The organism is bacterium (assembly GCA_019912885.1).
Lineage (GTDB): Bacteria > Lernaellota > Lernaellaia > JACKCT01 > JACKCT01 > JAIOHV01.
In genome coordinates, this window is the sequence record JAIOHV010000207.1 from 1 (window position 1) to 21,402 (window position 21,402).

Consider the following 21,402-nt stretch of genomic DNA (forward strand, 5'->3'; position numbering starts at 1 on the left):
ACGAGGAACGCGGCGAGAAGAATGGCAAGGAAAAATCGCGGGAATGGTGCGGAACGCATCGGGCCTCCGGGCAAAAAGCGCGACGAATGTAGGGACGCATCCAAGGGGTGTCAATGAGGGCAAGTGTCGAGTTACGAGTGACGAGTGTCGAGTGGAATCGCACGGCCATCGCGTATTGGGAATGGGGAATCGGGAATGTCCGTGACGCGACGGTTTTTCGAAAAAAATTCCCGCGATCGGCCTTCGCTATTCGTCATTCGTCACTCGTCATTCTTCAATCGAAAATGGGGTCGCCGCGCCTTGTCTTTCGGGCTTGTTCGCGGTACAAACCCCCGCTTGCCAAATCGGCCGGCGATAATCCCGTAAGGAACGAAATTCGTGAGTGATATCAAGAACATCGCGCATATTGAGGACGAGCTCAAGACGAGCTATCTCGACTACGCGATGAGCGTCATCGTAGGGCGCGCGCTGCCGGACGTGCGCGACGGTTTGAAGCCCGTGCACCGGCGAATCCTTTTCACGATGTACGACAACGGAATCCACTACAACCGGCCTTACGTGAAAAGCGCGCGCGTGGTCGGCGACGTGATGGGCAAGCTCCATCCGCACGGCGACGCGGCGATCTACGAAACGCTCGTGCGCATGGCGCAGCCGTTTTCCATGCGTTACATGGTCGTCGACGGGCAGGGCAACTTCGGCTCGGTGGACGGCGATCCGCCCGCCGCGATGCGTTATACGGAGGCGCGCCTGGCGCGCGTCGCCGACGAGGTGCTCTCGGACATCGGCAAGGAGACGGTCGACTGGCGGCCGAGCTACGACGAGAAGCAACTCGAGCCGGTCGTCCTGCCCGCCGCGGTGCCGATGCTTCTCATGAACGGCTCGGAGGGCATCGCCGTCGGCATGGCGACAAAGGTGCCGCCGCACAACATCCGCGAATTGCTCGACGGCCTCATCGCGCTCGCGAAGGATCCGTCGCTTGGCCTTCGCGAGTTGATGGTGCACATCCCCGGCCCGGATTTTCCGACGGGCGGTTTCATCTACGGCCGGCACGGGATCCATGAAGCCTACATGACCGGGCGCGGCCGCGTGCTGATGCGCGCGCGCATGGACACGGAGGAGAACGAAAAGACGGGCCGCCTGTCCATCGTCATCACGGAAATCCCCTACCAGGTGAACAAGACGCGGCTCATCGAGGAGATCGCGGACGGCGTCCGGAACAAACGCATCGAAGGCATCTCCGACCTGCGCGACGAGTCCGACAAGGACGGCATGCGCATCGTCATCGAGCTCAAGCGCGAGGCGGTGCCGTCGGTCGTGACCAATCAGCTCTACAAGATGACGAGCTGCTCCACGACGTTCGGCGTCAACATGCTCGCGCTTGTCGGCGGGCGCCCGCGCACGCTGGGGTTGCGCGACATCCTCACGGAGTTCCTCGCCTTCCGCCGCGAGGTGGTGACACGTCGCTGCATCTTCGAAAAGCGCCAGGCCGAGGAGCGTATCCACATCCTGAACGGGCTCATCATCGCGCTTGATCACATCGACGCGATCATCTCCATCATCCGCGGCTCGCAGACGCAGGACCAGGCGCGCGAACGGATGATCGCCTCCTACGAGCTTTCGCTGGTTCAGGCGCAGGCGATTCTCGACATGCGCCTGGCGCGCCTGACGGGCCTGGAGCGCCAGAAGATCGAGGAGGAGCAAGCGCAACTGGCCGAAACGATCGCGCGGCTCGCGGCGATTCTCGCGGACGAAAATCTGCTGACGCAGGTCATCATCGACGAGTTCGAGAAGCTGCGCGAACGTTACGGCGACGCGCGGCGCACGGAGATCCTGGACGAGGAAGGCGAGTTCGCGGTCGAGGATTTGATCGCGGACGAGGACATGGTCGTCACCGTCACGCATCAGGGTTACATCAAACGCAATTCGCTCGATCAGTATCGCGCGCAGGGCCGCGGCGGCAAGGGCGTCATCGGCATGGAACCGAAGGAAGGCGACTTCGTCGAGCAACTCTACGTCGCGTCGATGCACCAGTATTTCCTCGTCTTCACGAGCCACGGAAAACTCTACTGGCTGAAGGTCTTCCAGATCCCGCCGGGCGCGCGCGCGGCACGGGGACGGCCGATCGTCAACCTGCTCACGCTGACCGGTATGGATGAAAAGGTCGTCACGGTGCTCCCCGTGCGCGAGTTCGCCGAGGGCCAATACGTCGTCATGATCACGCGGCGCGGCATCGTGAAGAAAACGGACCTGATGGCGTTTTCCAACGTGCGCCAGGCCGGCATCATCGCGTTGTCGATCGACGACGGCGACGATCTTGTCTTCGCGGGGCTCACCGACGGGAAGCACGACATCATGATCGCCACGCGCGAGGGACAGTCGATCCGCTTCGACGAAAACGACGTGCGCCCGATGGGCCGCAACGCCCGCGGCGTGCGCGGCATCAACCTGGCCGCGGGCGACGAGGTCGTCGCGGCGACGGTCGTCGAGGACAATCGCTCCGTGCTGACCGTGTGCGAGCGCGGATACGGCAAACGCACCGCGCTCGAGGAATACCGCCGGCAGTCGCGCGGCGGGCGCGGCATCATCACGATCCGCACAACCGAGCGGAACGGCAAGGTCGTCGCGGTGCGTCAGGCGGATGACGGCGAACAGCTCATCATGATCACGGAGCTCGGCAAGATCATCCGCCTGCGCGTGGACACGCTGCGCATCATCGGCCGCTCCACGCAAGGCGTGCGCCTGTTCGATCTTGCCGCAAGCGATCGCGTGGTCGCGGTCAGCCCGCTACCCGAGGGCGACGACGAAGATCTCGAGGCGACCGAGGAGGCGACGCCGGAGGTGACGAGCGCGGCGGATGTCGAGCCGGTCGACGAGCCGGAAGACGACGAACCCGCGCCAGACGACGACGACGCGACGCCGGATGATGACGAGGCCACGCCGGACGATGACGCCGGGAATGAGGGCAACGGCACGCCGGATGACGAGGGGTAGGGGCCGCCAGGCGAAAAACGCGGGTGGCGTGAAAACCACCCGCGTTGTTGCGTTGCGATGACCTTTCAGACTTCCCGTCTCTCGGACTTTCGGACTATTCGTTCCGGCGCGGGCCGTTAGTCCAAAACCACCGGCTCTTTTTCCCCGTCCTCGTTCACGCGCGGGATCGGATTCACGAACAGAAAGATTTCGATCTCATCCGACGCGTTGCCGGCCTTGTCGAGCAGCGTGATGAAATACGTGCCTTCGTCGCCGTCTTTTACGTCGAGGTCAAACCAGATCGCGCCGCCGTGGCCGTCGCCCGTGAGCCGAGGCTCGTCCGCGGCGACAAAGCGCTCCTCGCCTTCGAGATTCTCGAAACGCACAAGAAGGATCGGCTGCTCGACGTCGCCGTCGAAATCCTCGAATGCGAAATAAAAACGCGCGGGCTCGTAGAGCCACGCGGGATTCGGCTCGACGCGAAGGCTCTCCTGATACACGACGGGTTCGAGCTCCTCGGCAGGCTCGTTGCCCTGCGTGCAGGCGGCGGACATCGCCGCGACGAGAAGGACGGTAAACAGGACGCGTTTCATGGAGCGCGATCTTACGGGCGGCGGCGCGGAAATCAAGACGATTGCGCCGAGGCGCGACAATCGGCATAACTCCCCTTCATGAGAACCGCGTGGTGGATGATGGCCCTTGCGGCCGCGATCCTCGCCATCGCGCCCGGCTGCGGCTGCGGCGATGATGACGACGACGGCACCGCGGGCAGCGCCGTATCCGGCGCGGACGACGATTCTTCGTTCGACGACGACGCCGATGATGACGACGCGGCCGACGACGACGCGACGGACGGCGAATTTCCGGATCGCGACCTTCCGCCGCCGCCCGCGCCGTGGGACCCGACAAAGCCGGGGCCGTACGCGGTCGGCAATCAGACTCTGCTTTTGTCCGATCCTTCGCGCTACGACTGGCCAAGCCGCGGCGACCGCCTGCTTTTGACGGAGGTGTGGTATCCCGCGCCGGAGTTCACGCGCGCGTGGCCGCGCGACCGCGTGCGGAATTTTCTCATGGGCTGGGACGACCTGATTCGCAACGTGTTGTCGTTCATCCTGCCGGCCGATGAGATCGCCAACTTCGAGCGCGAAAGGGGCAGCGCGCGGCACGCGCCAATACGCCGCGATGGCGGACCGTATCCGCTTGTCATTCTCTCGCACGGCAACGCGGCGATCCGCTTCGCGTCGATGTCTCTTGCCGAGTGGCTGGCGAGCCACGGCTACGTCGTCGTCGCGCCGGATCACATCGGCAACGCCGTGTTCGTGACGCTGCCGGATCGCCTGGTGATCTACAATCCGATCCTCACGCCGTTTTCGTTCATCGACCGCATCGTCGATTTCGGATTTCTCATCGAAACATTCGCGGCGAAAAACGACACGCCGGGCGATTTCTTTTATGACACGGTGGACGCGGAAAACGTGGGCGTGGTCGGTCATTCGTACGGCGCGGTGACGGGCACGGAAGGAAGCGTGTTCGACTATCGCATCGACGCGGTGGTTTCGATGGCGGGGTTCATGATCCCGCTTTGGGCAGGCGACTTTGACACGCCGGTCATGTTCATGATGGGCCGCGAGGACAAGACGCTCGGCGACTGGAACCCGATCGTGCGCGGCATCGTGCTGCCGCTTGTGCCCAAGCCGCGCGTGCTCGTCGATGTGTTCGACGCGGGGCACTACACGTTTACGGACGCGTGCGTGCTGATCCCGACGCTCCTTGGCGGGGGCGACGGCTGCGGCGAGGGCACGCGGCGATTCGGCAACGAGGAGTCATTCGACTTCATTGACTACGAAACCTCGCAACGCTTCCTCGGAACGTACGTCACGGCATTCATGAACTACACGCTCAAGGGCTACAAGGATGCGATGCGCCCGGTGCTCTCGACGAACTACTTTCCGGGCAAGATGGATGTCGTCGCGGAGTTTGAGTAGGCTGTGATTCGTCGAATCTGGAGCACGATCGTGTATTACCGTGTGCCGATCGCATGGGTCGTTGGCGTCGTGTTGTCGATGTTCGGCATCGGCCTCGGTTACGGGGCCTACGGCCGCCCGTTCGCCATGGGCGCCGCGATCGCCGGCGGCGTGCTTCTGACAATTTTGCGCGTGTTCATGTACGCGAGGTCAAGCCGCTAAAGCGTAAGCGCCCCCGGTTCGCGTTTCATCGCCACCATCAGGCCGTCGCGGACGGGCAGGATGGTCGAGAAAAAGCGTTCGTCCTCGAAACACAGTCTGTTGAATTCCTGAATCGCGCGCGTGTTTTCGTCCGGGTTTTCGTCGGCGACCGCGCCGTGCCAAAGCACGTTGTCGGTGATGAAAAGCCCGCCGGTGCGCAGGCGGTCGTGCGTTTCGCGGTACGCGGCCGGATAGCCGAGCTTGTCGATGTCGTTGTAGATGATGTCAAACGGTCCTTCCTCGCCGCGCAGGATTTCGACCGCGTCGCCGACGCGGTAGTCGAGCATGTCCTCGATGCCGAGGCGCCGCGAGAACTCGTAGCAAAGTTCGCGATTTTTCTCGGAGCCGTCGGTCAGAATCAGACGCCCGTCCTCCGGCATGCCGAGCGCGAACCAGAACGCGGAGTAGCCAAAGCCCGAGCCCATCTCGAACACGGTGTGCGCGTGAATCGACTGCGCGAACATCGTCAGAAGGCGCCCGACGTGCGGGCCGATGATGGGGAACTGGTGCTCTTTCGCGTACGCCTCCATCTGGGCGACGACCGGATGGCGGCCGGGCAGGAAGCGGTTCAGGTACTCGTCGATCCTCTCGTCGTACATCGCGGCGCGGTGCATCGCTTGCCTCCTCGCGGTTTTCTTTTTTTTGCGTTGACGTAAGATCGCGCGTTCGATTTCAGCATCCGCAAAGATCGCGCGAAGTAAAGGGGGAGTACGTGACCAAGGTAAAGATCGGCGTTATCGGCGGCAGCGGCCTGTATGAGATGGACGGGCTGACGAATATCGCGGAGCGGGCGGTCGAAACGCCCTACGGCACGCCATCGGATGCCCTCATCAGCGGAACGCTCGGCGGCGTGCCGATGGTGTTCCTGCCACGGCACGGGCGCGGCCATCGCATCGGGCCGTCGGACATCAATTTCCGCGCGAACATCCACGCGTTAAAGCAGGCCGGCGTGACGCACATCATCAGCGTGTCGGCGTGCGGATCGCTGCGCGAGGAAATCGTGCCGGGGCAGCTTGTCATGATCGACCAGTTTTTCGATCGCACGAAAAGCCGGCCGTCGACATTTTTCACCGGCGGCATCGTCGCGCACGCGCCGTTTGCCGATCCGATCGACAACGATCTGCGCAAACTCCTCGTCGCGGCGGCCGGCGAGCTTGGCATCGACCACCGCGACGGCGGGACGTACGTGTGCATGGAAGGGCCGGCGTTTTCGACGCGCGCGGAGAGCCACTTCTATCGTCAGATCGGCGCGGACGTCATCGGCATGACGAACCTCACCGAGGCGAAACTCGCGCGCGAGGCGGCGATTCCGTACGCCACCATCGCGCTCGCGACCGACTACGACTGCTGGCGCACGAGCGAGGCGGACGTGGATATCCAAGAGATCCTCGCGGTGATGGCGGCGAACGTCGCGAACGCCAAGCGGATCATCGCCGCCGTCGCGCCGCGCGTGACGCCCGAGACCGGCGCGTGGGTGGCGGAGTCGATGAAGTTCGCAATCGTGACGGCGAAAGAGGCGATTCCGGAAGACACGAAGGCGAGGCTCGCGCCGATCGTCGGGGACTATTTCGAATTCTGAAAAGGCTGGAAGACTGGAAGGTCATCGCCATTGTATTTCACCACGGAGGACACGGAGGTCACAGAGGGAAAATAAAAGCGCTCTGTGCTCTCTGTGTTCTCTGTGGTAAATCATGACGTACATCGCCTCAGGGGAGGTGCGTTGTGGATGCGTTAACCGCGTGGTGGTCGGCGCTCGGCGCGCTCGACAAGGTGCTGTGGTGCGTTGCGGTGCCGTTTTCCGTGCTCGCGCTGTTGCAGACGGCGCTTGAGATTTTCGGCGGCGGCGACGGATCGGATTTCGATGCCGGCCACGACGCCGGCGGGCACGACCTGGTCGGCCTGCACCTGTTTTCCGTCAAGGGATTCATATTCTTTTTCTGCGCGCTCGGCTGGGTGGGGCTTGCGCTGACAAGCGCGGGCGTGCCCGGTGTCGTCGCGATTCCCGCCGGCATGTTCGCGGGCTTTTTGTGCATGGTGTTTTTTGCGTGGATCTTCGCGACGCTACACAAGCTTTCGGAGACCGGCAACTACAGCATCGAAAATGCGCTGCTCAAGCCGGGCACGGTGTATTTGCGCATCCCCGCGCGGCGCGCGGGGCGCGGCAAGGTAAACGTAACGTTTCAGGGCGCGGCGCGCGAGATCGAAGCGGTGACCGACGGCGAGGAGATTCCGACCGGCGCGTCGATCGAGGTTGTGCAGGTGCTCGAGGACGGCGCGGTGCTGGTGACGAAGCAATGACGAATTGGGAATTGGGAATTGCGAATTGGGAATGAAATCGCAAGTGAAACCAGGTGCGGAGCGCCGAGAAATTTGAACGACTTCGCGAATCGTCATCCTGAGGGGAGCGAAGCGAGCCGAAGGATCTGGCCCCGAGCGGGTTGACGCGCAGCGGTCAGCGGGCCGGCCGGATCCTTCGCTTCGCTCAGGATGACGTCACCGGTTATTTCTCGGAAACGGGAACGGGAACGGGATCGGGAGCGGGTAACAACATCAACGAGCGCGTGCGGAAAGGAACCTAAGCCGTGTACATGATCATTTTCTTCTCGATTCTTGGCGTCTCGGTTTTCGGAATCCTTCTCGCGGCGATCTCGCGCTACAAGCGATGTCCGTCGGATCGAGTGCTCGTCATCTACGGGCGCACGGGGCGCGACAAGCACGGCGAGGCGCGCGCGGCCAAGTGCATCCACGGCGGCGCGGCGTTCGTTTGGCCGCTTTTTCAGGGCTACCAGTTCCTCGATCTGACGCCGATCGCGATCGACATCGACCTGCGTTCCGCGCTGTCCAAACAGAACATCCGCATCAACATCCCCTCCGTGTTCACGGTCGGCATCTCGACGGATGACGGCGTGATGCAAAACGCGGCCGAGCGCCTGCTTGGCCTTCCGCACAACCTCGTCAAGACGATCGCGGAGGACATCATCTTCGGCCAGCTTCGCCTGACGATCGCGATGATGGACATTGAGGAGATCAACTCCGACCGCGACAAGTTTCTGCTGAACGTTTCCGACAACGTCGAGACGGAGCTCAAGAAGGTCGGCCTGCGTCTCATCAACGTGAACATCAAGGACATCACGGACGAGTCGGGCTACATCGAAGCGCTCGGACAGGAAGCGGCGGCGCATGCGATCAACGAGGCGAAAAAGAAGGTCGCCGAAAAGACGCGCGACGGCTCCATCGGCCAGGCCAACGCCGAGCGCGAGCAGCGCATCCAGGTCGCGGCGGCGAACGCGACGGCGGTGGAGGGCGAAAACCGGTCCGCGGTGGATATCGCCAACAGCGCGGCCGAACGGCGAGTGAAGGAGGCGGAGGCCGAGCGCCTTTCGACCGCGGCGGAGAAGGTCGCGAGTGCGAATGCGTTGGCGGAAGCGTACGAGGCCGAGCAGGCGGCGGAGAAACGGCGCGCGGATCGTGACCGGGCGACGCAATACGCGAACACGGTCGTCGCGGCGCAAATCGCCAAGGAGCGGGTGGAGATTCAGGCGGAGGCGGAGGCCGAGCGCCTGCGCCGCGAGGCCAAGGGCCGCGGCGACGCGACGTACGCGGAGATGGAAGGCCGTGCGCGCGGCATGTACGAGCAGCTCGCCAAACAGGCCGAGGGCCTGAAGGAATACGTCAACGCGGCGGGCGGCGACGCGAACAAGGCGGTGATGCTGATGATTGCGCAGCAGATGCCGGAGATCGCGAAGATTCAGGTGGAGGCGATCAAAAACCTGGAGTTCGACAAGATCGTCGTGTGGGATTCGGGCGGCGGCGATGGCAAATCGTCCACCGCGAATTTCGTCTCCGGCCTGCTGAAAGTCGTCCCGCAGTTCCAGGATCTGTTCCAGATGGTCGGCATGAGCCTGCCGGAGTATTTCGGCAAACGCGCGAACGGGGAGACGGGCGAGCAGGTGGAGAAGGTGGATTTCACGATGCCCGAGAGGAAGTAGGAGTGAGCAGAAAACAATAACGCGTGTTAACGAAACGACGCCACCGCCGCGGGTTGACGCTCGCGCCTCGCCGGTTATCCTCATGATATTGAAATTCATTCTTGGGGCCTGGAGCACTTTTATGACTATTCATAAGTGGACGGCGATCGCGATCGCCTCGGTTTTTCTGTTGACGGCCATGAGCGCGTGCGACGAAGCGAAGGATGCCATTGCGAAGGCGGCGGGTGACGATGGTGTCTGGTGCCTCGACGAATTGCTTGAACTTGCCGGTACGAGCCGCGAGGAACTCGGCGACGAAGGCAACGACATCCTCGAGGACGTGCTCTCCGCGCAGGAGGATCTGCTCGGGCAATCCTTCGTGATCGATTGCGAGGCGACGGCCGCGGCGGACGAGATGACCTCCGACGACGACGACGCGGCCGACGACGATCATGCAAATGACGACGATGCGGCGGACGACGATGCGACGGATGACGGCAATGAAAACACGCGCGTCGCCGAAGACGCGGACGACGTGCCGGTCGCGATTCTGGATATCCTCAAGGAGCGCGGCGGACCGGGCGAGGATGTTGCGGTGCTCGTCGACGGCACGGCCAGCATGGGAGACGACCAGCAGGCGGTGCTGGCCAACCTCGACGCGATCCTCGGCGAAGTGAAAGAGCAGGGCGGGCGGCTAGCGCTCGCGTATTTCCGCGACAACCAGGACTGCTCCGATCCGTGGTACGGCGTGAACGAATCGGGCCTCGTCGCCCTGGACGCGGCGGGCGAGGCGGAGATCGAGGAATTCCTCAGCCTGATGCCGCACACCGGCGGCTGCGCGTTGCCGGAGTCGTTGTACGACGGCATCTGGGAAACAGCGACGGTCCTCGACTGGCAGGCGGATGTCCGGCTGTTGATCTCGATCACCGATGCCCCGCCGCTTGAAGGCGACGACACCAATCACAGTCTCGCCGAGGTGAAGGCGAAGCTCGACGAGCTCGACATCGAGCTGAACGCGATCACCGTGGGGATTTCGTACTAAGTCGCGGTGGCATAAAGCCCGTCGCGCTCAAAACGACGTCGCGGCCGCGACCAGTCCGGTCAAATCCAGCGACACGCGGTAGATCGTCTCGCGCTCGGGGATCGTGCGGCGTTCGATCTGGAAGATCAGGTTCCAGCAGTCTTGCAGGCTGTGGAATTCGACGCCGTAGATGCGTTCGATGAAGTCTTCGTCGATGAAACTGTAGCGCGCCAGGTACGAGAGCGACATCCATTCGAAGAAGGCGTAGCGCGCGATGCCGGTGAGGTTGTCGATGGCGACAAGGTCCGACGCCGCGCCACTTGCGATGCGGCGCGCGTCGTCCACCGATGACGGATCCTCCGGCGGCAGTTCCGGGTCCGCGATCGCGTAGCGGTACTCCACCGCAAGCTCGTCGTCGTTGACGGTGCCAAGAGCGCCGAGCACGCGCAACGACGTGAACTGATCGTCGTACAGGTTGTAGTCCACCCCCGAACGCACGACCGCCTTGTTGACGAAGCGGCCCAGGGCGTAGAGCGATTCGAGTTCCGCGCGCACCGGGCCGAGCGGGCGGCGCTCTTCGCCCTCCGGGATATCCTCGCGCTGCGCTTCGCGCATGTCGAACGCGTGCGAGAGGCGAAGGTCCAGGAGCTTGGCCGTCTCGTACATGCGCGCGCCCGGGCGCAGGTAGCGCAGCCACAGGCGATTGGAGACGTAGTAGGTCACGAGATTTTCCGGAAAAACGCGGTCGGCGCCATCGAACACGGGCAGCGTCTCCTGATCGACCGGGGGGATATACGAATAACGCACGCCCGGCTCGATCTGGTGCTTCCAGCCCTTCACGACCGGGCCGACGACGGGGAAGGCGCGCTCGGTACGCGTGAATAGGTCCGTGCGTACCTCGTAGAGATGACGCGCGGGCAGCTCGTCCTCGTTCTCCTGGCGGTCGGGCAACTCGTACACCGTTTCGCGCAGCGTGAACGACGGCAAAAGGAACGCGTAGCGATCGAATTGGATCGGCGCGAGGATTTCCGGCGCGATCTCCAGGCGCCGCCCCGCGGTCATGAAATAGTAGGGGCGCTCGTGGCCAAGTTCCGCCTCGCGGGCGCGCTCGTCGGGCGAGACTTTTTCGCGGTGGAAACTCGCGGCGGCCACGCGCGCGCGAAGCGCCAGCGGCAGCGAGCCGATCTGCATCGGCATGACGTCGTAGAGAACCTCGGGCAGCACCTGCCACGTGTAGCTGTTGTCTTCCTCGTCCAGGCTGTCGAAGGTGCGAAAGTCGAGGTTCGCGCTCGTGTTTTTTTCGAGGTTGTTGAGAATGACGTCCGAGCGCAGGAAGCGGTCGTAGCGCGCGTTGATGTCGCGCGGGAAATCGACGACGTACTGATTGTCGGAAACCGTGTTGACGCCCGCGCGCAAGTACAGGCGCCGCCACACGTTTTGATAATGCTCGAATCCTAGCGCCCAGCGACGGTCGCCGAACTTGAAGTCGTCGATGTAATCCAGATCGAATACGCCGCGCGTTTGCGGCGCGAGCGCGTAGCGATATTCCACGCCCTCCTTCAGGCCGCGCTTTTCGTAGTAGTCGGAGTAGAGCGTCGCGTCGACGTGTTCGTCGATCGCCCAGAAAAACGGGATGCCGAGGTGCCAACCGTCGTCGGACGACCACCCGAACTCGGGCGAAAGGAAGCCGGTCTGCCGCGTGATCTTCGCGGGCAGCACGCCAAATGGAATATACGCCACCGGCGCGCCGCCCATGTACAGCCGCGCGCGGCGCACGAGCGCGTAGCCGTCGAGCGTCACGTCGATCTCGTCGGCCTCGACGTGCCAGTCGGCCTCGTCCTCGTCGCAATCGCAGGTGGTGTACCAGCCCTCGGCGATGAAGTAGCGATCCTCGCCGATCTTTTCTACGCGCCGGCCCCGGAACCTGTATACCGAATCGCCCGCGTGCACGACGACCGAACCGTCCACGATGACGCCGCGTCTTGTGCGAAAATTCAGGTGCACCGCCGGCGCGCGCAACTCGCCGTCCGCGTTGCCGATGACGACGTTGCCCTCGGCGGACGCCGTCTGTTCGACCATGTCGATGAGCACGCGGTCGGCCTCGATGACGTTGTCGCCCTGCGTGGCGCGGACGTGTCCCGAGGCGCGATAGGTGTCGGAGGCGCTGTCGTAGTCGATGCGATCCGCGGACAATACGACCGGCTCGTCCGATTCGAAAATGTCGCCGAACGCGGCGGGCACGGCGGACGTGCCGCGATCGACCTGGGCACCTTCGGAGACGTGTTCCGGCGGCGGTGCGGCGCCGGATTCTTCTTGCGCGAAGGCGGGCGACGAAGAAAGGCCGATCAATAAACAAACGACCGCCGCGGCCAGGGCGCGGCGGCGCGGGTTATCGTCGGTTCGATCCGGCACCGGGCGTCGTCGGCGCCCCGCCGGATCAGGCGTCCGGTCCGAGGATCAACTCGCGGACCTGTCCGACAAGATACAGCGAACCGGTGACGACGATCGTGCCGTTGCTCCCGGAGAGGCTGCGCGCCAGCGAGAGCGCCTGAACGGGATCGGGGATCACGTGAATGTGCGCGAACTTGCCGCGCGCGCGGTGACCGAGATCGGTCGCGTCGAGCGAGCGCTCGTGCGTCAGGCAGGTCAGCACGACGGTATCCGACATGCGCCGAACCTGGTCGAGGATGCCGTCGACGTCCTTGTCCGACATGATCGCCACGACGGGGATGAGCGGCTTGGGCACATTTTCGACTTCGAGGGTATCGGCCAGCGCCCGGACCGCGGACGGGTTGTGCGCGCCGTCGAGCACGACAAACGGGGCGCGCGCGACGATCTCGAAGCGCCCCGGCCAGCGTACGCGTGCGAGACCCCGGCGCACGGCGTCGTTGGAGATGCGGAATCCCGCGTCGCGAAGCTCGAGGCAGGCGACGGCGGCAAGCGACGAATTCATGATCTGATGCTTGCCGGGCAAGGGCGAACGCAGTCCCCACAGCCACGTGCCGTACCAGGACAGGTCGAAGGTGCGGTGGTCCGGGTGGATCTTCGGCGACTCGTCGACGATCGTCAGCGGCGCGCCGACGCGGCCGGCCACGCGGCGCAGCGATTCCAGGACTTCGGGCGCGCCGCCGAGCGCGATGGCGGGAACGCCCTCGCGGAAGATGCCGGCCTTTTCGCGGGCGATCTCCTCGAGCGACTTGCCGAGGTGCTTTTCGTGGTCGTAGTCGATGGCGGTCACGACGGACAGAACCGGGTCAAGCGAGTTGGTCGCGTCCAGGCGGCCGCCCATGCCCACTTCCATCACCGCGACCTCGCATCCGGTTTCCGCGAAATGCAGACAACCAAGCGCGGTGGTGAACTCGAAAAAGGTGATGGGAATCTGTCCCGCGGTGTCCGCGCCGCCCTGGAGGGCGTCGAGCTCGCGCCAGATGCGCTCCGAATGGCGGACGAGGTCGCGCTGGCTGATTTCCTGGCCGTCGACGCGCATGCGCTCGGTGAAGCGGATGAGGTGGGGTGAGGTGAACAAGCCCGTCTTGTGCCCGCTTTCGCGCAGGATCGCGGCGAGGCTCGCCGAGACGATGCCCTTGCCGTTGGTTCCGGCGACGAGGATGACGCCGAACTTTTCCTGCGGGTTTCCAAGGCGCGCGAGAAGGCGTCGGATGTTCGTCAGCCCGAGCTTCATCCCGAACGACTGCAGATCCTGGATGCGCTGCATCGCCTCTCGGTACCCGGCGAGCCGGCGGCCGGTCTTTGCCATCTTCCGTTTCGGCCCGCCGGCCATGTCCAGTCGGTTCATTTGCATACGTTCTTTCTTTAATTGCCGCCGATTCGTTTCGGCCGCCGTCATCGTTTTCCTTGCGCGATCAGGTTCGTTCCCTACGCGCCCAAGCCAATTATCACGCGGTCACTCGTGCGTTTCTGTAACTTGCGATCCTGTCATTCGATCCCGCGAAATCGGGAAATTCACCGAAAACCCGTTGTTGTGACGCGAAATCGGCTCCAACAGAAAACAGAAACCCCGCGGACAAAGAGAGTTCCACGATGACGGCAGGAAGGGAAAATGACCGGCACTTGCGCCATGCGAACCGGTGTTTTGCTACCGCTGCCCCGCCAGCCGTAAAATACGAGCCGAAAATCGAGCGGGAATATAGTGCAAACGCACCCCATAATTCAAGAAATTTTTTCATTCTGAACGACGATTCAGTTTTCGGGCTCGCGATTTTGGGCGTTTTGTGCCTTGCGGAGCGCGAAAATGCCGAAAAGCGCGCCTGGCGCCCGACCTTGCGCTGAGCGCCTCACCGTGCGAAATAACGCGCCCGTGAAGGATCCCGCGTCATTGAATCTCGCCCGGATTTCCGTCCGGCAGAGTCGAAGCGGGCGCAAGTCATGAGCCTGCGCGATCGCCTCGGGCGCATCCTATACGGCGCTCCGAAGGACGTGCGGGAGCCGGGCGCGTTTCACAAGCTGTCCCTGGTCGCATTTTTGGCGTGGGTCGGTCTTGGCGCGGACGGCCTCTCGTCGAGCGCTTACGGCCCCGAGGAGACATTCCGTCAGCTCGGCGAGCATCGCGGCCTGGCCGTGTTCCTCGCGCTGGCGATGGTCGCCACGGTCCTCATCATCAGCTACGGCTATAGCCGCATCATCGAGCAATTTCCGACCGGCGGCGGCGGATACCTCGTCGTCAGCAAGGTGCTCGGCGGCCCGGCGGGCGTCTCGGCCGGTAGCGCGTTGCTCGTGGATTACGTCCTGACGATCACGATTTCGATCGCCGCCGGCGCCGACGCGATCTTCAGTTTCTTGCCGCCGCGCTGGCATGCATTTGAATTGCCGCTCGCCTTCGCGGGCGTCGCGGTGCTGACGATCCTCAATCTGCGAGGCGTCAAGGAATCCGTCACGACCATCGCGCCAATCTTCGCTCTATTTATCGTGACGCATGCAATTCTGCTCATCGTGAGCATCGGCGGGCACCTTCCACAATTTCCGGCGGTCGCACACGAGGTCCGAACGGATGTTTCCGGCACACTCTCGGTTCTCGGGGTGTTCGGCACGCTGAAACTCCTGATGCATGCCTATTCGCTTGGCGGAGGAACGTACACGGGGATCGAGGCGGTCTCAAACGGCGTCAGCATTATGCGCGAACCGCGCGTGGAAACCGCCAAGCGCACCATGGTCATGATGGCGGTCTCGTTATCGATCATGGCGTCGGGATTGCTGTTGAGCTATCTCCTGTGGAAGGTCGAACCCGCGGGCAACAAGACGATGAACGCGGTGCTTCTCGAAAAGGTCGCAAGCGGTTGGACGCTTGCCGGCATCGAAATCGGATATCCGTTCGTCATCGTCGCGCTTGTCAGCGAGGCGGCGCTGCTATTCATTGCGGCGCAGGCGGGATTCCTCGACGGACCGCGCGTCATGGCGAATATGGCCGTGGATTCCTGGTTGCCGCATCGGTTCGCCGCGCTGTCCGAGCGTCTCACCATGCGGAACGGTATCGTTCTGATGGGTGGAGCCGCGCTCGCCGCTCTCGTCTATACGAACGGGCGTGTTTCCGAGCTCGTCGTAATGTACGCGATCAACGTCTTCGTGACGTTTTCGCTATCCAACATCGCGATGACGGTCTATTGGTTGCGCCGCCGAAATTCCGATCCGTCGTGGGCCAGGCACCTTCCCGCGCATGTCGTTGCGGCGGCGCTTTGCCTGTTGATTCTAACGGTCACGGTGATCGAGAAGTTTCTCGAAGGCGGTTGGCTGACGCTTCTGATCACGCTCGCACTCGTGGTGCTCTGCCTTATGGTCAAACGCCATTACGGGCGCGTGGGAAGGGCGATCCGCAGACTCGACGAGGAGCTGCCCGGGCCGGAGAAAAGCCCAGAGATTTACGCGACGCCCACGCGCCATGCGCCAAAACGGCCGCCCGATCCGCGTGAACCGGTCGCCATCCTGCTGGTCGGCGGATACGGCGGTCTTGGCCGGCACGCACTAATGACGCTGCTCCGCATGTTCCCGAACCAGTTCCAGGGCGTCGTTTTCGTTTCGATCGCGGTCGTCGATTCCGATGTGTTCAAGGGTGCAAGCGAAATCCCCGCGCTGGAGAATCGCACGCAGGAGCATCTGCGTGCGTATGAGCATTTCGCGTCGGTGCTCGGGCTGCGCAGCGCGAGCCGTTACGTCGTCGGGACCGAGGTTGTCGCCGAGGCCGAAAAGCTGATCATGGAAATCGCGGGCGAGCACCCGCGCGCGCTAGTCGTCGGCGGTCAGATCGTTTTTCCGGAGACGACGACGTGGAACCGGTTTCTGCACAATGAAACCGCGTTCCTCATTCAGCGGCGTCTCCAGCACAACGGCGTCCCCATGATCGTTCTGCCGGTATTGCTGGACTTGCAGGAAAAGCGCGGCCATCGCCCGCCGGGCGCGCTGCGCGGCCGATCGTCGCTGGCGGAGTTGCCGCCGGCCGGGCACGCCTGAAACGGCGGCGCGGGCGCGGTATCGCTACTTGCGTCCCTCGGCCTCGGAGCCGTATCCGGTGACGACGTAGGTGCCGCTGCGGGCGTCCTTGGTGATGTTGATGAGGTGGCTTGCCGCCGCGTCCTCGAGAAGCTCCGTGAACGAGCGGTAGCCGTGATAACCTTCGCTGAACTCGGGTTTTTTTCGCTTCATGGTCTGTTTGACCATGCTGCCCCACAGGATGTCCTTGTCCTCGCGCAAAAGGGCTTCGATCGCCTCGAGCAGAAGCTCGAACGCCTCGTGTTTTTTCTTGGGCACGCTCGCCTTGATCATGGGCGGCGCCATTTTCTCGCGTACCAGGTCCTCGTAGAAGATGAATTCGTCGCAGTTGGACACGAGCAGCGTCGAGGTCGAATCCTTCATGCCAAGGCCGATGACGCCCTTGCCGTTTTCGCGCAGCTTCGAGACGAGCGGCGACAGGTCCGAATCGCCCGAGACGAGCGCGAAGGTGTCGATGTGCTCCTTGGAGTAGCTGAGGTCGAGCGCGTCGACGACCATGCGGATGTCCGCGGAGTTCTTGCCCGTCATACCGCGACGCGGCACCTCGATCAGCTCGATCGCGTGCTCGTGCAACTCCTTCTTGTAATCGCCGAAGCGATACCAGTCGGCGTACGCCTTCTTGACGATGATCTTGCCCTTTTCCAGGAATCGGTCGAGCACGAGCTTGATCTGGAAGCGCCCCGATTTGTCCTTGAAACCGAGCGCCAGGTTTTCGAAATCGATGAAAACCGCGATGTCGCGATCGTTGGAATTTTCCATGACGGCTCCGTTATCGCGCCGGCGGGCGCGTTTCGCGCTCCATCATGTCCATCCTGCCCGGATTGTCCATTGGGGGCGATTTGGAGGCGGGGGGACGCGCCGCGATCCTCGGGGCGAGGACGGATGGCCGAGGCGGCGCGCGGCGGACCCACGCTCGATCCTTGATCCTCGTCTTTGCTCTTTCCTCTTTTCTCACGATATATTGCCGCGATTTTCCGACAGCATTCGTCACGGGAGGCATGCGTTGAGACGCCGGTTCGCGGGAATCCTTGTCGCCATCGTTCTTGTCGCCTGCGCCTGCGGTCCGCGGGCGACGCAGCTCGAGGTGCGTCCGGAGGCGGTGACGTTGAAGTCCCACGGCGCGACGCACCAGATCCACGCGCGCGTGCTCGACAGCGAGGGAAACGAGGTCGCGCGCGCGCATCCGATCCTGTGGACATCGAGCGACGCGAGCGTCGCCGCCGTCAACGAAAACGGCGTCGTCAAGGCGATCGGTTCGGGCGACGCGGTCGTCACCGCCGCGAGCGGCAACGCGGCCGGCGCGGTCGCGGTGCGCGTGCGCATCATCAAGACGCTCGAGGTAACCCCCGGCGTCGCGATGATCGACATCGGGCAGACGCGCGATTTCGACATCAAGGCGCTCGACGATCGGGGCAATCTCGTGACCGGCGAGCGCGTGAAGTGGTCGACCGGCGATCCGGCCATCGCGACGATCGACGACGAAGGCGTCGTCACCGCGAAAAAAGGCGGCAAGACGTCCGTGAAGGCGACGGTGCTGTCGCTGCACGACTCATCGACGCTGGTGGTGAAGGAGCCGGAGGAGGAGAAGAAAAAATGAGGATTGAGGATCGAGGATTGAGGATTGAGCGGAACGCAACGGCGCGTGTAACCGCCAGCGAACGCGACGTTTATTTGTCCTTCCCGTCCATAATGTCCATTTTGTCCATCGGTTCGAAACTTCGACAAGGAGCACGGGTTTGCAGGGGCTAACCGATCTTCTTGGCACGATCAGCGGCTACGTCTGGGGCACGCCGCTTCTCGTCCTGCTTGTCGGCACCGGCATCTACCTCACGGTGCGCCTTCGATTCATTCAGTTTCGCCACCTGGGGCTGGGCCTGAAGATCGCGTTCGGGATCGACCGCGAGCAAAATGCGCCCGGCGACATCTCACATTTCTCCGCGCTGATGACCGCGCTTGCCGCGACGATCGGCACCGGCAACATCGCGGGCGTCGCGACGGCGATCGCCGCCGGCGGCCCGGGTGCGCTTTTCTGGATGTGGGTGACGGCCCTTGTCGGCATGGCGACCAAATACGCCGAGGGCATCCTGGCGGTGAAATACCGCGTCGTCGACGAAAACGGCGAGATGGCCGGCGGACCGATGTTCTACCTGGACCGCGGCCTGGGACTGAAGTGGCTCGGCACGCTGTTCGCGATCTTCGGCGCGATCGCCGCGTTCGGCATCGGCAACCTGGTGCAGGCGCATTCCGCGGCGGAGGCGATGCATTCGGCGTTTGGCGCACCGACGCTGGCGACAGGTCTTGTGCTCGGAGGGCTGACCGCGGCGATCATCCTCGGCGGCATCAAGTCGATCGGCCGCGCGTGCGGTTCGATCGTGCCGTTCATGGCGTTTTTCTACATGCTCGGCGCGGCGATCATCCTTGTCCTGAACGCGGCGAAAATCCCCGGCGCGCTCGTGTTGATCTTCGAAAGCGCCTTCACGGGGCACGCGGCGATGGGCGGCTTTCTCGGGGCGGTCGTGAAGGACGCGATTCAAAAGGGCGTCTCGCGCGGCGTATTCTCCAATGAGTCGGGCCTCGGTTCCGCGCCGATCGCGGCTGCCGCCGCCAGGACGAACGTGCCCGCGCGCCAGGCGCTCGTCTCCATGACCGGCACGTTCATCGACACGATCGTCATCTGCACGATGACCGGCCTTGTCATCGTCTCGACCGGTGCGTGGACCTACCTTGCCGGTGACAAGGGTCTGTCCGGCGTTCCGCTGACGGCGCACGCATTCCAGTCCGGCATGCCCGGCGAATGGGCGAACAAGTTCGTCGCCATCGCGGTCCTTCTGTTCACGTATTCGACGATCATCGGCTGGAACTACTACGGCGAAAAGTGCGTCGAATATCTGGTCGGCGTGAAGGCGATTTTTCCCTACCGCCTGATCTGGATCGTGGCGGTCGTGCTCGGCTCTCAGGCCAGGCTCGACCTCGTCTGGAACTTCGCCGACATCATGAACGGCCTCATGGCCGTGCCGAATCTCATCGCGCTCATCGGCCTTGCCGGCGTCGCGGCGAAGGAGACGCGGGAGTTCGAGGCTTCCTTGAAGGTCAGGTGATCGAGAAGAAATATTGTTGGGAAGCCCCGTCGCGTGCTTGACCGAAAAAATGCCACCGTGTAACTATTTGTGCGAAACTGAACCGGTGTTTTCTTCTAGACAAGGACTCTGACGATGCTTGCCGTGTCCTGTTCGGGTCTTTCGTCCGTCATGACCGGTCCGCATCCGCCGTGGACGCTCCCTCCAGAAGGTCGCCGGCGCCCGCCCGGCCGACGAAGAGAAACAACAAACAATTTTTCCTAAGGGGCTGTGTATGATGGCTCGTTCCGTGGTTCGCGGATTGTTCGTCATGCTGGTCGCGATGAGCTTGTTCTTCTGCGTTTCGTGCGGATGTGGCGACGACGATGATGACGACGACGACGACGTGTCGGACGACGACGCGGCTGATGATGACGCCGCCGACGACGACGCGGATGATGACGACGCCACCGACGACGACGCGGCGGATGATGACGCTACCGACGACGACGCGGACGACGATGATGACGCAGCCGATGACGATAGCGATGACGACACCGGAGACGACGACACGACGACCGAAGGTTTCGCGTTTATCGCGCACGGCACTTTCACCATGGGGAGCCCTCCGGGTGAACTTGGACATTCTACCGACGAGGTCCAACACGAGGTCACTCTGACGAACGATTTCGAAATGAGCGTCTACGAGACGACGCAGTCAGACTTTGCGGCAGAGATGGGTTGGAACCCGAGCTTCTTCGGTCCAAACGGGTTGGGTGCCGAATGCGGCGACGACTGTCCGGTGGAATTCGTCAGTTGGTACGACGCCCTTGCCTATGCGAACGAATTCTCGGTTGCCCGGGGTTTGACGCCTTGCTATATTTTCGCGCAGGTCAAGTGCGTCGACGATACGGATACCGGGTCGGATTACATGGCGTGCATGAACGCGACGCAAAAGGGCATCAAATTCGCGAACTGGGGCTTAAACGGCGAGTCATCGGTTTACGATTGCGACGGGTTCCGCTTGCCCACGGAAGCGGAGTGGGAATACGCCACGCGCGCGGGTACGACGACCGCCATCTATAACGGGGAAATCACGCAAATCGACTGTTCGCCGATCGATCCCAATCTCAACCAGATCGCGTGGTACTGCGGGAACAGCAGCGGCTCGACGTTGGACGTGGGACAGAAGCTTCCTAACGACTGGGGTCTCTACGATACGATCGGCAACGTGTTTGAATGGACGGGGGATTGGTATGACTCCTACGCCGGCGACGTTACGGACCCGTCAGGTCCGGTCGTGGGCACCGACCGCGTTGTGCGCGGCGGTGCGTTCGCGAGTTATTCCAATTTGTCGCGTTCGGCATTTCGCCCAGTAGGCAAGCCCGAACTTCGAGTCTATTACATTGGTGTCCGGCTCGTCCGCTCGCTTGACGGGTAGCGGGTTTTAACCAGGTGTCGCGCCAGGGCGGCTTGCGATTCCCGGTCGCGGATGGGGATGGCTCGCTGCTACCTTGAAGCCACCATCCGATCGAACAAAAAGCTCGGCAAAAATCGCCCGATCTTCGTCAGCGCCGCGAGCGGGAAGGGGAAGTCGACGATCGCCTTTTTCGCGCGGATGCCTTTCCAGATTTCGTCCGCGCATTTTTCCGCGGAGATCA

Annotated in this window: 16 protein-coding genes; 11 read left to right on the forward strand and 5 right to left on the reverse strand. The window is 63.0% G+C overall.

All coding sequences use genetic code 11. From position 1 onward, the window contains the following. The first annotated feature begins 444 nt into the window (after positions 1-444). On the forward strand, positions 445-2,991 hold the full coding sequence (gene gyrA, locus K8I61_18535) for a DNA gyrase subunit A (GenBank protein MBZ0274042.1): 2,547 nt from the start codon (positions 445-447) through the stop codon (positions 2,989-2,991). Between the two features lie 116 nt (positions 2,992-3,107). Here the strand turns inward: gyrA and K8I61_18540 are convergent, their stop codons facing one another. Then, positions 3,108-3,563: a hypothetical protein gene (locus tag K8I61_18540; protein ID MBZ0274043.1), complete on the reverse strand. Its 456-nt coding sequence runs from the start codon at positions 3,561-3,563 to the stop codon at positions 3,108-3,110. 78 nt (positions 3,564-3,641) lie between these two features. Here K8I61_18540 and K8I61_18545 point away from each other — a divergent pair, with 78 nt between their 5' ends. Next, a complete protein-coding gene (locus K8I61_18545) occupies positions 3,642-4,955 on the forward strand; it encodes a hypothetical protein (protein ID MBZ0274044.1) in 1,314 nt (437 codons plus the stop codon). Positions 4,956-4,958: 3 nt separating this feature from the next. Next, complete coding sequence (locus K8I61_18550) at positions 4,959-5,156, forward strand: hypothetical protein (protein ID MBZ0274045.1); 198 nt, start codon at positions 4,959-4,961, stop codon at positions 5,154-5,156. Here K8I61_18550 and K8I61_18555 read toward each other — a convergent pair. Further along, entirely contained in the window at positions 5,153-5,809 is a 657-nt protein-coding gene (locus K8I61_18555) for an O-methyltransferase (protein ID MBZ0274046.1), read from the reverse strand. The genes K8I61_18550 and K8I61_18555 overlap by 4 nt on opposite strands. Positions 5,810-5,907: 98 nt before the next feature. Here K8I61_18555 and mtnP point away from each other — a divergent pair, with 98 nt between their 5' ends. The 4 genes from mtnP (at position 5,908) to K8I61_18575 (ending at position 10,205) form a co-directional block, all read left to right on the forward strand. Next, complete coding sequence (gene mtnP / locus K8I61_18560; GenBank protein ID MBZ0274047.1) at positions 5,908-6,774, forward strand: S-methyl-5'-thioadenosine phosphorylase; 867 nt, start codon at positions 5,908-5,910, stop codon at positions 6,772-6,774. A gap of 143 nt (positions 6,775-6,917) precedes the next feature. Continuing rightward, positions 6,918-7,493: a hypothetical protein gene (locus tag K8I61_18565; GenBank protein ID MBZ0274048.1), complete on the forward strand. Its 576-nt coding sequence runs from the start codon at positions 6,918-6,920 to the stop codon at positions 7,491-7,493. 290 nt (positions 7,494-7,783) lie between these two features. After that, entirely contained in the window at positions 7,784-9,184 is a 1,401-nt protein-coding gene (locus K8I61_18570) for a flotillin family protein (protein ID MBZ0274049.1), read from the forward strand. 121 nt (positions 9,185-9,305) lie between these two features. After that, complete coding sequence (locus K8I61_18575; protein ID MBZ0274050.1) at positions 9,306-10,205, forward strand: hypothetical protein; 900 nt, start codon at positions 9,306-9,308, stop codon at positions 10,203-10,205. Positions 10,206-10,232: 27 nt separating this feature from the next. Here the strand turns inward: K8I61_18575 and lptD are convergent, their stop codons facing one another. Beyond that, positions 10,233-12,596 carry an LPS assembly protein LptD gene (gene lptD / locus K8I61_18580; protein MBZ0274051.1) on the reverse strand — a complete coding sequence of 788 codons (2,364 nt, stop codon included), beginning with the start codon at positions 12,594-12,596 and terminating at the stop codon, positions 10,233-10,235. Positions 12,597-12,621: 25 nt separating this feature from the next. Next, the gene (locus K8I61_18585) at positions 12,622-13,986 is read right to left on the reverse strand and encodes a bifunctional folylpolyglutamate synthase/dihydrofolate synthase (protein ID MBZ0274052.1); all 1,365 of its coding nucleotides are present in this window, start codon (positions 13,984-13,986) and stop codon (positions 12,622-12,624) included. Between the two features lie 584 nt (positions 13,987-14,570). On the opposite strand from K8I61_18585, the gene K8I61_18590 reads away from it, so the two are divergent. Then, positions 14,571-16,646, forward strand: a complete 2,076-nt coding sequence (locus K8I61_18590) for an APC family permease (protein ID MBZ0274053.1) — start codon at positions 14,571-14,573, stop codon at positions 16,644-16,646. A 24-nt stretch (positions 16,647-16,670) separates the two neighbouring features. On the opposite strand, the gene K8I61_18595 is transcribed toward K8I61_18590, so the two are convergent. Then, positions 16,671-17,444: an NYN domain-containing protein gene (locus tag K8I61_18595; GenBank protein MBZ0274054.1), complete on the reverse strand. Its 774-nt coding sequence runs from the start codon at positions 17,442-17,444 to the stop codon at positions 16,671-16,673. A 244-nt stretch (positions 17,445-17,688) separates the two neighbouring features. Here K8I61_18595 and K8I61_18600 point away from each other — a divergent pair, with 244 nt between their 5' ends. The 3 genes from K8I61_18600 to K8I61_18610 all read left to right on the forward strand — a co-directional run bounded on the left by K8I61_18600 (position 17,689) and on the right by K8I61_18610 (position 21,182). Further along, positions 17,689-18,282, forward strand: a complete 594-nt coding sequence (locus K8I61_18600) for an Ig-like domain-containing protein (protein MBZ0274055.1) — start codon at positions 17,689-17,691, stop codon at positions 18,280-18,282. Positions 18,283-18,421: 139 nt separating this feature from the next. Beyond that, positions 18,422-19,783, forward strand: a complete 1,362-nt coding sequence (locus tag K8I61_18605) for a sodium:alanine symporter family protein (protein ID MBZ0274056.1) — start codon at positions 18,422-18,424, stop codon at positions 19,781-19,783. Between the two features lie 253 nt (positions 19,784-20,036). After that, on the forward strand, positions 20,037-21,182 hold the full coding sequence (locus tag K8I61_18610) for a formylglycine-generating enzyme family protein (protein MBZ0274057.1): 1,146 nt from the start codon (positions 20,037-20,039) through the stop codon (positions 21,180-21,182). Positions 21,183-21,402 lie beyond the last annotated feature (220 nt).

Coding starts and splice junctions, on each gene's coding strand:
- K8I61_18610 (MBZ0274057.1), top strand. CDS start 20,037: ATGATGGCTCGTTCCGTGGTTCGCGGATTGTTCGTCATGCTGGTCGCG.
- K8I61_18540 (MBZ0274043.1), bottom strand. CDS start 3,563: ATGAAACGCGTCCTGTTTACCGTCCTTCTCGTCGCGGCGATGTCCGCC.
- K8I61_18575 (MBZ0274050.1), top strand. CDS start 9,306: ATGACTATTCATAAGTGGACGGCGATCGCGATCGCCTCGGTTTTTCTG.
- K8I61_18545 (MBZ0274044.1), top strand. CDS start 3,642: ATGAGAACCGCGTGGTGGATGATGGCCCTTGCGGCCGCGATCCTCGCC.
- K8I61_18585 (MBZ0274052.1), bottom strand. CDS start 13,986: ATGCAAATGAACCGACTGGACATGGCCGGCGGGCCGAAACGGAAGATG.
- K8I61_18590 (MBZ0274053.1), top strand. CDS start 14,571: ATGAGCCTGCGCGATCGCCTCGGGCGCATCCTATACGGCGCTCCGAAG.
- K8I61_18595 (MBZ0274054.1), bottom strand. CDS start 17,444: ATGGAAAATTCCAACGATCGCGACATCGCGGTTTTCATCGATTTCGAA.
- K8I61_18555 (MBZ0274046.1), bottom strand. CDS start 5,809: ATGCACCGCGCCGCGATGTACGACGAGAGGATCGACGAGTACCTGAAC.
- K8I61_18570 (MBZ0274049.1), top strand. CDS start 7,784: ATGATCATTTTCTTCTCGATTCTTGGCGTCTCGGTTTTCGGAATCCTT.
- gyrA (MBZ0274042.1), top strand. CDS start 445: ATGAGCGTCATCGTAGGGCGCGCGCTGCCGGACGTGCGCGACGGTTTG.